This window comes from Saccharomonospora xinjiangensis XJ-54, from assembly GCF_000258175.1.
Lineage (GTDB): Bacteria > Actinomycetota > Actinomycetes > Mycobacteriales > Pseudonocardiaceae > Saccharomonospora > Saccharomonospora xinjiangensis.
In genome coordinates, this window is sequence record NZ_JH636049.1 from 2,691,314 (window position 1) to 2,702,747 (window position 11,434).

General features: G+C 68.7%; 11 protein-coding genes and 1 tRNA gene. 6 read left to right on the top strand and 6 right to left on the bottom strand.

The window, feature by feature from the left end; translation table 11 throughout:
• Window positions 1-164 precede the first annotated feature (164 nt).
• From SACXIDRAFT_RS11975 to SACXIDRAFT_RS11985, 3 genes are all read left to right on the top strand, one after another.
• Window positions 165-1,427 (top strand): aspartate kinase, encoded by a 1,263-nt coding sequence (locus tag SACXIDRAFT_RS11975; RefSeq protein ID WP_006238821.1) that lies wholly within the window; start codon window positions 165-167, stop codon window positions 1,425-1,427.
• Entirely contained in the window at window positions 1,427-2,461 is a 1,035-nt protein-coding gene (locus SACXIDRAFT_RS11980) for an aspartate-semialdehyde dehydrogenase (RefSeq protein WP_006238822.1), read from the top strand. The genes SACXIDRAFT_RS11975 and SACXIDRAFT_RS11980 overlap by 1 nt, the downstream gene beginning before the upstream one ends.
• Before the next feature lie 139 nt (window positions 2,462-2,600).
• Entirely contained in the window at window positions 2,601-2,987 is a 387-nt protein-coding gene (locus tag SACXIDRAFT_RS11985; protein WP_006238823.1) for a DUF8711 family protein, read from the top strand.
• Here the strand turns inward: SACXIDRAFT_RS11985 and SACXIDRAFT_RS11990 are convergent.
• The 3 genes from SACXIDRAFT_RS11990 to SACXIDRAFT_RS12000 form a co-directional block, all read right to left on the bottom strand.
• Entirely contained in the window at window positions 2,984-4,192 is a 1,209-nt protein-coding gene (locus SACXIDRAFT_RS11990; protein WP_006238824.1) for an MFS transporter, read from the bottom strand. The genes SACXIDRAFT_RS11985 and SACXIDRAFT_RS11990 overlap by 4 nt on opposite strands.
• 117 nt (window positions 4,193-4,309) lie before the next feature.
• Window positions 4,310-4,969, bottom strand: a complete 660-nt coding sequence (locus tag SACXIDRAFT_RS11995; protein ID WP_006238825.1) for a pentapeptide repeat-containing protein — start codon at window positions 4,967-4,969, stop codon at window positions 4,310-4,312.
• A 101-nt stretch (window positions 4,970-5,070) separates the two neighbouring features.
• Entirely contained in the window at window positions 5,071-6,129 is a 1,059-nt protein-coding gene (locus tag SACXIDRAFT_RS12000) for an alpha/beta hydrolase (RefSeq protein ID WP_006238826.1), read from the bottom strand.
• Window positions 6,130-6,273: 144 nt separating this feature from the next.
• Between SACXIDRAFT_RS12000 and SACXIDRAFT_RS12005 the strand changes: the two genes are divergently transcribed.
• Together SACXIDRAFT_RS12005 and SACXIDRAFT_RS12010 are read left to right on the top strand one after the other, a co-directional pair.
• The gene (locus SACXIDRAFT_RS12005; RefSeq protein ID WP_040922143.1) at window positions 6,274-6,873 is read left to right on the top strand and encodes an NADPH-dependent FMN reductase; all 600 of its coding nucleotides are present in this window, start codon (window positions 6,274-6,276) and stop codon (window positions 6,871-6,873) included.
• 38 nt (window positions 6,874-6,911) lie between these two features.
• Window positions 6,912-7,388, top strand: a complete 477-nt coding sequence (locus SACXIDRAFT_RS12010) for a Dps family protein (RefSeq protein ID WP_006238828.1) — start codon at window positions 6,912-6,914, stop codon at window positions 7,386-7,388.
• A gap of 110 nt (window positions 7,389-7,498) precedes the next feature.
• Here the strand turns inward: SACXIDRAFT_RS12010 and SACXIDRAFT_RS12015 are convergent, their stop codons facing one another.
• Complete coding sequence (locus tag SACXIDRAFT_RS12015) at window positions 7,499-9,352, bottom strand: prolyl oligopeptidase family serine peptidase (protein ID WP_006238829.1); 1,854 nt, start codon at window positions 9,350-9,352, stop codon at window positions 7,499-7,501.
• Between the two features lie 35 nt (window positions 9,353-9,387).
• Here SACXIDRAFT_RS12015 and SACXIDRAFT_RS12020 point away from each other — a divergent pair, with 35 nt between their 5' ends.
• On the top strand, window positions 9,388-10,131 hold the full coding sequence (locus tag SACXIDRAFT_RS12020) for a class I SAM-dependent methyltransferase (protein WP_006238830.1): 744 nt from the start codon (window positions 9,388-9,390) through the stop codon (window positions 10,129-10,131).
• 60 nt (window positions 10,132-10,191) lie between these two features.
• Here SACXIDRAFT_RS12020 and SACXIDRAFT_RS12025 read toward each other — a convergent pair.
• Window positions 10,192-10,265, bottom strand: a tRNA-Pro gene (locus SACXIDRAFT_RS12025).
• Window positions 10,266-10,303: 38 nt separating this feature from the next.
• A complete protein-coding gene (locus tag SACXIDRAFT_RS12030; protein WP_006238831.1) occupies window positions 10,304-11,245 on the bottom strand; it encodes a metallophosphoesterase in 942 nt (313 codons plus the stop codon).
• Between the last annotated feature and the right edge of the window lie 189 nt (window positions 11,246-11,434).

The window sequence follows — 11,434 nt, forward strand, 5'->3', positions numbered from 1 at the left end:
ACGCTAGGTCAGTCGTCGAAAATGCTGGTCGGCCAGTGGTCGGCGCCACACAATCGGGTAAACGGGAGTTGAGCCCCCGGTACTCTGATGCTCGAAGCGACCCGCACGCGCCGACGTCGAGACCGGATCGGCGGTAGGCGCGGCATGCGAGGAGGAACGAGGCAGTGGCCCTCGTAGTCCAGAAGTACGGTGGTTCGTCGCTGGAGAGCGCTGACCGGATCAAGCGCGTGGCCGAGCGGATCGTCGCCACGAGAAAAGCAGGAAACGACGTCGTGGTGGTGTGCTCTGCCATGGGCGACACGACGGACGAGTTGCTCGACCTCGCTCAGCAGGTCAATCCCGTTCCGCCGGAGCGTGAGATGGACATGCTGCTCACGGCGGGGGAGCGCATTTCCAATGCACTCGTGGCGATGGCGATTTCGGCGCAGGGTGCGGAGGCTTGGTCGTTCACGGGGTCCCAGGCCGGAGTGGTGACCACGTCAGTGCACGGCAACGCCCGCATCATCGATGTCACTCCGTCCAGAGTGACGGAGGCGCTCGAACAGGGCTACATCGCCCTCGTGGCAGGTTTCCAGGGTGTCTCGCAGGACACCAAGGACATCACAACCCTCGGCCGAGGTGGTTCCGACACGACGGCCGTGGCGCTCGCCGCGGCGCTGAACGCCGACGTGTGCGAGATTTACTCCGATGTGGACGGTGTGTACACAGCGGACCCGCGCATCGTGTCCAACGCCCGCAAGCTGGACACCATCCCGTACGAGGAGATGCTGGAGCTCGCGGCGAGCGGGTCCAAGATCCTGCACCTCAGGTCGGTGGAGTACGCCCGCCGCTATGGGGTGCCGATCCGAGTCCGCTCTTCCTACAGTGACAAGCCGGGTACGACCGTGACCGGCTCGATTGAGGAGATCCCCGTGGAACAAGCGTTGATCACCGGTGTCGCTCACGACCGGTCGGAGGCGAAGATCACCGTCACCGGTGTCCCCGACCACGCGGGCGCTGCGGCCCGGATCTTCCGCGTGGTGGCTGACGCGGAGATCGACATCGACATGGTGCTCCAGAACATCTCCGACACCGCGGGCCGCACCGACATCACGTTCACCCTGTCCAAGGCCAACGGGCCCAAGGCGGTGAGCGAACTGGAGAAGATCAAGGAGGAGCTGGACTTCTCCGCGGTGCTGTACGACGACCACGTCGGCAAGGTGTCGCTCGTCGGTGCGGGCATGCGGTCGCATCCCGGCGTGACAGCCGCGTTCTGTGAGGCACTCGCCAAGGTCGGGGTCAACATCGAGATCATCAACACGTCGGAGATCCGCATTTCCGTGCTGATCAGGGACGAGCAGCTCGACGACGCGGTGCGCGCCATCCACGAGGCGTTCGAACTCGGCGGCGACGAGGAAGCCGTCGTCTACGCGGGGAGTGGTCGCTGATGGCAGGCATGCGAGTCGGCGTGGTCGGCGCTACCGGACAGGTGGGCGCCGTGATGCGCAGGTTGCTGGAGGAACGCGACTTCCCCGTGGAGCGCATGCGGTACTTCGCGTCATCGCGTTCGGCGGGAACCACGCTGCCGTGGCGGGGTGAGGACGTCGAGGTGGAGGACGCGGCGACGGCCGATCCTTCCGGGCTCGACATCGCTCTGTTCTCGGCGGGAGGGGCGACGTCGAAGGCACAGGCACCGCGGTTCGCCGAGGCCGGTGTCACCGTGATCGACAACTCGTCGGCGTGGCGGCTCGACCCGGATGTCCCGCTCGTCGTGAGCGAGGTCAACCCGCACGCGGTGAAGGAGGCACGCAAGGGCATCATCGCCAACCCCAACTGCACCACGATGGCGGCCATGCCGGTGCTCAAGCCGTTGCACGATGAGGCGGGTCTCGTGCGGCTTGTCGTGAGCAGCTACCAGGCTGTGTCCGGCAGCGGGCTCGCCGGAGTCGAGGAGCTGTCGTCGCAGGTCAGGGTCGCTGGTGAGCGTGCGGCTGAACTCACGCACGACGGTTCGGCTATCGATCTCGGCGAACCGGGCAAGTACGTGCGGCCGATCGCGTTCAACGTACTGCCGATGGCGGGGTCGATCGTGGACGACGGCTCCGGCGAGACCGACGAGGAACAGAAGCTGCGCAACGAGAGCCGCAAGATTCTCGATATCCCCGAGCTGAGGGTGTCCGGCACCTGCGTGCGCGTGCCCGTGTTCACGGGACACGCCTTGTCGATCAATGCGGAGTTCGAGCGGCCGCTCTCCGTCGAGCAGGCAACCCGGCTGCTGTCGTCGGCGCAGGGCGTGCGGCTGTCCGATGTGCCCACCCCGCTTGAGGCGGCAGGCAACGACCCGTCCTACGTCGGCAGGCTCAGGGTTGACCCGGGTGTCGAGGGCGGCAGGGGACTTGCCCTTTTCGTCGCGGGCGACAACCTTCGCAAGGGCGCGGCGCTGAACGCCGTGCAAATCGCGGAGCTTCTCGCGCGGTCCTGACCACCGCATCCGCTGACATCGAGAACCACCTCCGGCGAGGAGTCGTACCGGTCGCCGGAGGCGGTTTTTCTCGGCTGGGACACATGATCCCCGGCCCGCGTGCTACCGCACCGTGCTCCGGCACCGGTACGGTCGCATCATGCGGATGACGGGTGGGGCGGCGGTTTCCGCCGCCGTGGTGTTGTCGGGACTGCTGCTGGCAGGCTGCGAGGAAGTCACCTCGGCGGTGGATCAGGTCGATGCCGCGAGCGACAAGGCGGCCGTGTGCACGGAGGCGTTGCAGATCATCGACCTCAATCCGAACGTGAGTCCCGAGGAGGTCGCCGCCGAAGCGGAACAGAAGGCCAAGGAGCTGCGCGACCTCGGCAACCAGGTGGCGGACCAGACCGTGCAGGACACGCTGTTCGACATCGCGGACGGCTACCTCGAACTGGAGGAGCGCAAGCTCGACCACCTGAACGACTTCTCCGGCTGGCTCCAGGAGAACCTGAACGACCTCGACCGGCTGCGCAAGGCGTGCTTCTAGGCGTGCTGCCGTGGTGAGGTAGCCGCCGTGTGCTCCCGCCGCCGTCCGCGTAGCGAGAGAATCGCTCCGACGGCGGCGAAGCACAGCCCTCCAGCGGCTGCGGTGACGAAGCCCCAGCCCGGTTCGGCGTTGTCGAGGACGAACCCGACGAAGGGGCTGCCGAGCCCGAGCCCGAGACGGGTGGCGGAATCCTGTAGTCCCATGGCCATGCCACGAACGGTGTGCGGTACCAGCTCGCTCACCGTGGCGGCGGTCGCGGCCAGCGTCGGTGCGCAGAGAACGTTCATGGGCACCAGGGCGAGTGCGAGTATCCACCAGTTCTGAGTGGCGAGCCCGACGGGCATCGTGAACACCGTCAGCAGCACCATCAAGGTGAGCTGGGACGCAGGGCGGCTCGCGACGCCGTACACGAGTCCGCCCACCAGTGACGCCGCACCCATGACGGCGAGGACGATGCCGGTCCAGGCCACATCGCCGGAGGCTCGGAGGGCGGCGATGGCCGACAGTTCGGCGCCGACGAGCACGAACGCGCCTCCCATCGCGATGGAGAGCGCAGCCACGAACTTCGTGGACACCCAGGTGCGAAGGGTCGGGCTCGGACCTGCCGACCCTGACAACTCGCCTGGAGAGCGCACGGGCGGGTTGAGGTACAGAAGCGCGAGTGCGAACACCCCGTTCGCGATGCCCATGGCGGTGAGCGTGACCGACGTCGAGTACTCCGTGCTGACGAAGATCGCGACGACGGGCCCGATCATGTACGAGACTTCGAGCAGCACCTGATCGAGGGAGAAAGCCGCTCGGCGACGTGCCAGTGGCACGAGTGCGGTGATGACCTGTCGGGCGATCGAACCGGCGGGAATGACGAGTGCGCCTGCGGGCAGCGCGGCCATGAGCAGCACCGGATACGGCAGGTGGGCGCTGCTCACCCAGTAAGCGCAGGAGACGAACCCGCAGGCGGCGACGACGGGCCTGAGGCCGTAGCGGTCGATCATGCGCCCGAGTACGGGTGCGCCGAGAGCGGTGCCGAGCAGTGTCGCCGTGCCGACCAGCCCAGCCGCGCCGTAGCCCCGGCCCAGCTCGCTGACCACATGCAGCGTCAGCACGACGCCCGAAGCGATGATCGGCATCCGGATGAGCAGCATGAGCAGCATCGAGGTCGGCAGCGCGCGAATCCGGAACAGGTGAAGGTACGGCTGAAGGCCCACGTGAGCGACAGAACCTCACACTGGTACGACCGTGCAAGTGCTTTTTCGGGTTGGTCTCCCTTCCCCGCTCGCGCGGGGCCGGGCGACGGGCGCGACCTGTCCGTGCCTGCTGGTTTCTCAGTCGGCGACGGTGACTCCGAGTGCCGAGGCGAAGGTGGGGGCGAGGCCGAGGAGCTGGCCGGTGTCGATCACGAGGCCGGACAACGGGCCTGCGCCGAGCTGGAGGCGAAGCTCGGTTGCCTCGCGCAGATCGACGCGGTCCATGACGGCCCCGTCGAACCGTACGTCCCGCAACGACGAGCCGGGAAACCGCACCCTGGTGAGCGTGGCGCCGCCGAAGTCGATCTCGCGCAGTGCGCAATCGACGAACGTGACGTCGGTGAGCCTGCTCCCTCGAAGATTCACAGCGTCGAGCTTGCACCCGTGGAAGATGACGCGCCGCATGGTGCTGTCGTAGGCGGCCGTGCCCGCCAGCACCGTGGTGACGAACTCCGCGTCGAGCCAGCCGCTCGCCGTGACATCCGTCCGGATCAAGCCGCAGCTGCTCAGCCAGACGTCGGTGAAGTTCGTTCTCGACAGCCGGGCCGTGCCGAAGGTCGCGTCGGAGAACGCGCATTCGCGAAACCGCGAGCCCTGAACCTCCGCATCCGAGAGGTCGGTACCCACGAAGTGGACACACTCGTGATCGGCCGACTCCTCAGGCGGCGCCTCGCTGTCGGCGAGATACCGGTGATAGGGCAGATCGGTGAGGGCGCGCGCTGTGGCTCTGTCGGTCACGACCGCGATTGTCCCCGACAGGTGCAGACGACCCGGGCGGCCTCGGTCTCGTTCCACAGTTCTTCTCAGGGCGGCCGGTGCGCGGGGGCGTGAAAGGTGGTCTAATCCTCCGTCGGCCTGCTCAGACCCACCCGCAGTGCTCCCGCGGCCTCGGCGAGCGCCTCGCGGAACCGGTGGCCCAGGCCGAGGAAGTTGGCGTACCCGTGGATGAGGTCGGCCTGCCGGGACAGCGCGACCGGCACACCGGCGTCGGCGAGTCTGGCCGCGTAAGCCTCGGCCTCGTCACGCAACGGGTCGAATCCCGCCGTCGCGATGTAGGCGGGTGGCAGTCCGGAGACATCCTCGGCCAGCAGCGGCGACAGCGCGGGATCGGAGCGATCAACACCGTCCGGTGCGTAGTGGTCGATGAACCAGTCCATGTGCTCGTCGGTGAGGAAGAACCCGTCGGCGAACAGGTCGCGCGACCTGCGGCGGCGTGTGGCGTCAACGGCGGGATAGAGCAGCAGTTGGAACGCGGGAATGGGGCCGTCTCGCCGCGTCGTCACCTGCGCTGTGACCGCGGCGAGGTTGCCGCCCGCGCTGTCGCCGCCCACGGCGATGCGGTGCGGGTTGGCGCCGAAGTCACCGGCCTTCTCGTAGGCGAAGTCGAAGGCCGTCAGTGCGTCCTCCTGCGCGGCGGGGAACGGGTGCTCTGGAGCGAGGCGGTACTCCACCGACAACACCCGCACACCGGCGTACTTGGCGAGGAACCGGGCGGTGTTGTCGTGGCTCTGCCGGTTGCCGACCACCCAGCCGCCGCCGTGGTAGAAGACGAGCATCCCCGAACCCGCACCGACACCTTCGGGGGTGTAGAGGGTCGCGCCGAGTTCCCCATGCGGCGCCGGTACGGCCACGTCGCGGGTGAGCACGGGTTCGATCGGGTTGCCGCTCACCAGGTGCCGGGAGACGTCGAGAGCGGCCCTCGACCTCTCGACGGATTCCTGGACGAACGTGGCACCGGAGAGTTGCTGGAGCCGCAGCAGGAGTTGCGCGTCGAGGGCGAGTTCCTGGCCGTCGATGCGGATGGGCCGTCCCGCGACGAGGCGGCGCAGCGGGTGGGGCAGCGCGTACAGCAGTTTCGCCCCCGCTGCCTGTGCGCGAATGTGAGCCGGTATCGCCATGGTTCCTCCCGTCGTCACGGTCGAGCCAAGGCTACTTGCCAGTAGGTCGCTGGGCCAGCCGCGTCGGAGTCCGGTCGTAGTGTGACGGAGTTCCTCCATTCGGCCCTGGACCTCGACCGAAGTCGAACGTCTAGCCTCGGGAGGGTGACAGCGACACGTGCGATCAGAGTCCTCGGGCTCGGAGGTTCCCTTCGTGACGGCTCGCAGTCCGAGCGGGCTCTGCGGATCGCGCTGGCCGGCGCCGAGGAGGCCGGAGCCTCCACCACGGCGATCACCGGCGAGGCGCTGCGCCTTCCGTTCTACGACGCGGGGGACAGCGATCGCACCGAACGGGCGAGTCGGCTGGTGGAGGCCGTGCGGCAGGCCGACGGCATCCTCGTCGTCTCACCCGGTTACCACGGCGCGCTGTCGGGACTGGTGAAGAACGCGCTGGACTACGTCGAGGACCTCAGACACGACGCGAGGCCCTACCTGCACGGCAGGGCCGTCGGGCTGATCTCCGTCGCGCACGGGTGGCAGGCGGCTGTCACGACGCTGAACCAGCTCCGCACGATCGCGCACGCCCTGCGTGGCTGGCCCACACCGCTCGGCGGGGCCGTGAACACCGCCGAGGTCAAGTTCGACGAGGCGGGTGGGGCGTCGGAGCAGAAGGTCGAGAACACCTTGCGTCTCATCGGCCGTCAGGTCGCCGAGTTCGGCCACGCCCAGCTCGCCGCGGGTTTCGATCGGCCCGCTGAAGGGTAGATCTGCGTTATCCGCGACAGCGCAGGGAGGACAGCACGATGGCGAACTCGCCTATCAAGAGTCCGCTCAAGGAGAGCGACAAAGAGCTGACGGCGAGTGTCCTGCAATCGACCCTCGTCGATCTGATCGATCTGAGCCTGATCGCCAAGCAGGCGCATTGGAACGTCGTCGGCAAGAACTTCCGCAGTGTGCACCTTCAGCTCGATGAGCTCACCTCGGCCGCACGCGAGTTCATGGACAAGGTGGCCGAGCGGGCCAACGCGATCGGCGTTTCCCCGAACGGCAAGGCCAAGACCGTGACGGAGAGTTCGGGTCTTCCCGATTACCCGGACAACTGGCAGAGCACCGACATGACGGTGGACAGGATCGTCGAGATCCTCGACCGGCTGATCCAGCGGCTGAGGGTGCGCATCGACGAGACGGACAAGAGCGACCTCGTCACGCAGGACCTCTTGATCGAGATCGCGGAGGAGCTGGAGAAGCAACACTGGATGTGGCAGGCGCAGAAGGCCTGAAGCCACCCCGGTAGGCGACAGCGGGAACAAGCGGAGACGAGGCGGACGCAGGGCACGTCGCACGACGAGGGCCACCTCCCGATCAGCGGGAGGTGGCCCTCGTTTCGTGGTCAGGCGAGGCCGACGGCGCGTCGCGCGAAGTCAACTTCGATGGCCACCTGCTTGACCGTCTCGGCGACCACGAGGGAGCCGTGCCCCGCGTCGTAGCGGTAAAAGGCGTAGTCGGCGCCCCGCTGTGCGAGCCGGTCGAGGTAGTTCTCGATCTGCCGGATGGGGCAGCGCGGGTCGTTGTCACCGGCCAGTACGAGCACGGGAGCCATCACCGCGTCCACGTAGGTGATGGGCGAGCACTTCTCGTACACCTCGGGCACGTCGGAGGGCGCACCGCCGAAGAGAGCGCGGTCGAAGGCCCGCAACGGCTCCATTTCGTCGGCGTACGCGGCGACGTAGTCGGCGACCGGCACACCGGCGACCCCCGCTGCCCACCGCTCCGGCTGGGTGCCGAGCGCCAGTAGCGTGAGGTAACCGCCCCACGACGCGCCCGCGACCACGCACCGGGCGGAATCGGCGAGACCGGACTCGACGGCCCAGTCGTGCACGGCGGCCACGTCCTCCAGCTCCGTGAGTCCCGGCCTGCCCTCAATGGCGTCGCGCCACGCCGACCCGTAGCCGGTGGAACCGCGGTAGTTCACCTCCACGACGGCGAAACCGGCGTCGAGCCACACGGCGCGGTAGGCGGAGAAACGGTCCTCGTCGGCGGCGTGCGGACCACCGTGCAGCAGGAAGGCCGTGGGCAGCGGACCCTCCGACGGACGGCCGCTCCGCTCCGGAACCGAGACCAGAGCGTGGATCTCCCCGCCGGGGCCGGGCACGAACTCGTCGGCGACGGGGTGTGAGCCGGGAGCCCGCTCGCCGGGCGGTGTGATCAGTACGCGGTCCTCGCCGCTCACCTCACGCACACGCACGAGTGGAGGTTCCGCCGCGTTGGACCACGAGTACTCCACGGCGCCGTCGGGGCGGACGGCAGCGCCGCCGACGTAGCCGGGCCGGGAGTCGAGGGACGTCAGCGCGGCCGCGCCGCCTTCCCCGGCGAGGTCGTAGCGGTAGAGGCGAGTCCGGCCCTTGTCGAACTGGGCGATCAGCAGCGCCTCGGCGCCGGGATACCAGTCGCCGGTCAGCTCGCCTGGCAGGTCGATGTCGAGTTCGGTCTCCGTGTCGGACTCGACGTCCCAGATCAGCAGTTCCTCGCGGTCGTGGCGCTCGTGCTGCACCAGCAGCCGTGCATCGCCCTTCCTCGGCGAGAACGCGAGCGCGGTGAGCCCCTTGCCCTCGCCGTCCCACTTCTCCGCCACGACGCCGAAGCCGTCGCAGGCCAGGACGCGGAGCGCGGGGTGACGGGAATCGCCGTGCTCGGAGTGCCCGATCGCCACCAGCCGCTCGTCACGCGACAGCGCGGCGACCTCGGCGTCGTGCTCGCTCGCGTAGAACCGCTCTGTCACACCATCCCGGTGCAGGTAGAGGGCACTGCCGTCGTCGGAGGACACACCGGCGGCACACAGGCGGTGCCCGATCTCAAGCCCGGCCGGGTAGCCCGCTGGCACGTCCGGCAGCGCCGGTTCCGGCGCCGCGCCCCCGCCGAACGGCTCACGCACCCACGTGCCGAACTCGTCGCCGTCGGTGTCGTCGAACCACCAGATCCACCCGCCGTCGGGCGACAGTTCGCCGTGCACAGTGCCGTTGGGACGGTCGGTGACCTTGCGATGGGTGTCGCGCGCGCGGTCCCAGGCGTAGATCTCCCACACACCGCTCGCGTTCGAGACGTACAGGCTCGCGTCGGGCGCGTCGATCGCCCAGTCCGGCAGCGACACCCGGGCCGCGCTGAACCTGGCCCGCCAGCGGGCCTCCGGTTCAGGTTCTCCGAACAACGTCTCGGGGATTCGGGGGCTCGGATGTTGTGTGCTCACCCCGATGATCCTGCCAGGTCCGTAGGGTTGGCAGCGTGAGTGAGGGGCAGGCGGGCCACGCGAACTTCGTGTTGCCGTTGTTGCGGCCGGGGATGCGCGTGCTCGCCGTCGGCTGCGTGCCCCGGCGCGGTCGTGGTGACGGCAGGCTTGTGGCGAGCCTCGGCACGGCGACACACCCACTGCACGTCGTCGGCCTCGACACCAACGTCGATGGGCTGCGGGCGGCCAGGCGCGCGAGCGAGCTGGCCGCCGTGTCCACCACCGACTTCGCCGCGTCGCGTGCGAGCGAGCTGGCCGTGCGGTCGGAGTCGTTCGACGTGGTCTACGCCCACGCCGTGCTGGACCGGGTGCCCGAGCCGGCGGTGGTGCTCGCCGAGTTCGCCAGGGTGCTGACACCGGGCGGCCTGCTCGCGCTGTCAACGCCTGACTGGGGGCGCACCAGGGTCAAGCCGAGAACCGCCAACGTCGATGCGGCGCTCCGGGGCTGGAGCATGCTGCGCCGTCGCGAGGGTGGAGACCCCGCCGCGGGACGGCACGTGGAGGACTGGGTGCGGCAGGCCGGGTTCCGTGACATCCGGTCGCGCGCCCGCTTCCACGGCGGTGCGGACTACCGGCAGCTGGCCCGGACCATCGAGAGTGAACTCGGTGAGGCCCTGCGCGGTTCCGGTGAGTCCATGGACCCGCAGCTCGCGAGCGCGGCCCGCTCGGCGTGGATGTGGGTTCGTGGCGGGCAGGGCGAGGTCAGCCAGTGCTGGGTGGAGACGGTGGCCGTGCGCTGAAAAAGTACTGCGAACACGAGAAGGGCCCCGCCCGGTTTCCCGGACGGGGCCCTTTCAATGTCGGGGTGGCGGGATTTGAACCCACGACCTCCTCGACCCGAACGAGGCACGCTACCAAGCTGCGCCACACCCCGAAGTCGTCTGGGCATCACCCAGCGGGTCGCCGCCTAGTCTAGCGGACGTTGCTGGCGGCCCGACGGCGGGCCGCGCTTTCCGCCGACGGTGATCGTGACTCCCTCGGGACCAGCGTCAACAGGCTGGCCTCCGGCGGGCAGGCGAACCGGGCAGGCGCGTACGGCGAGGTGCCGAGGCCCGCCGAGACGTGCAGCCACATGTCGGCACCCCAGCGCGAGACACCCCGTGCGCGCGAGCGATCCAGCTCGCAGTTGGTGACGAGCGCACCGATGCCGGGAACGCGCAGCTGCCCGCCGTGAGTGTGGCCAGCGAGCACGAGGTCGTAGCCGTCGGCCGCGAACGAGTCGAGCACCCTCGGCTCCGGCGAGTGAGTCACGCCGAGCCGCAGGACGGCCCCGCGATCGGGCGTGCCAGTGATGTCGGTGTAACGGTCCCGCCGCAGGTGCGGGTCGTCCACACCCGCCGCGAACACCCGCTGCCCAGCAACGGCGAGCGTGCGCCGCACATGCGTGAGGTCGAGCCAGCCGTGCTCGATGAACGCGGCCCTCAGATCCCGCCACGGCAGGTGGGCGCCGTGAACGCGCTTCTTCTTGCCCTTGGGCATGAGGTAGCGCGCGGGGTTCTTGGGTTTCGGCGCGTAGTAGTCGTTGCTGCCGAACACGAACAGTCCCGGCCTCTGCAACAACGGCCCCAGCGCGCGCAGCACGGAGGGAACGGCCTGAGGGTGCGCGAGGTTGTCACCGGTGTTGACCACGAGGTCCGGGTCGAGCCGGTCGAGTTCGGCCACCCACTGTTGCTTCGACTTCTGGTTGGGAAGCATGTGCAGATCGGACACGTGCAGCACCCGAAGGGGGCGGGCACCAGCGGCGAGTACGGGCAGCTCCGCGGTACGGAGTGTCCAGTGTCGTCGTTCGATGCCGACGGCGTAACCGAGGGTCGCGGCGGCCAGTGCCGCCGTCCCCGTCACGAGGCGTTTCATCATCATCCCTGAGGCGACCTGTGTGACCGAGCGTACGCGCGCTGTTGAGCGGTTCGCTGTGCCCCATAAGGGTTGCGGCCACTCTTGCGCCACGCCGGATGCGAAAAATACCTGATTGGGTGACATGTTCAGCGGGTCTGCCAGGTGAACCGTGCCCGGCTCCGCAGGAAGAGGGAGCCGGGCACGGGA

What these genes read in the sequence shown, in the direction of transcription:
- SACXIDRAFT_RS11980 (WP_006238822.1), top strand. Translation starts at nt 1,427, where the DNA reads ATGGCAGGCATGCGAGTCGGCGTGGTCGGCGCTACCGGACAGGTGGGC.
- SACXIDRAFT_RS11985 (WP_006238823.1), top strand. Translation starts at nt 2,601, where the DNA reads ATGCGGATGACGGGTGGGGCGGCGGTTTCCGCCGCCGTGGTGTTGTCG.
- SACXIDRAFT_RS12000 (WP_006238826.1), bottom strand. Translation starts at nt 6,129, where the DNA reads ATGGCGATACCGGCTCACATTCGCGCACAGGCAGCGGGGGCGAAACTG.
- SACXIDRAFT_RS12010 (WP_006238828.1), top strand. Translation starts at nt 6,912, where the DNA reads ATGGCGAACTCGCCTATCAAGAGTCCGCTCAAGGAGAGCGACAAAGAG.
- SACXIDRAFT_RS12030 (WP_006238831.1), bottom strand. Translation starts at nt 11,245, where the DNA reads ATGAAACGCCTCGTGACGGGGACGGCGGCACTGGCCGCCGCGACCCTC.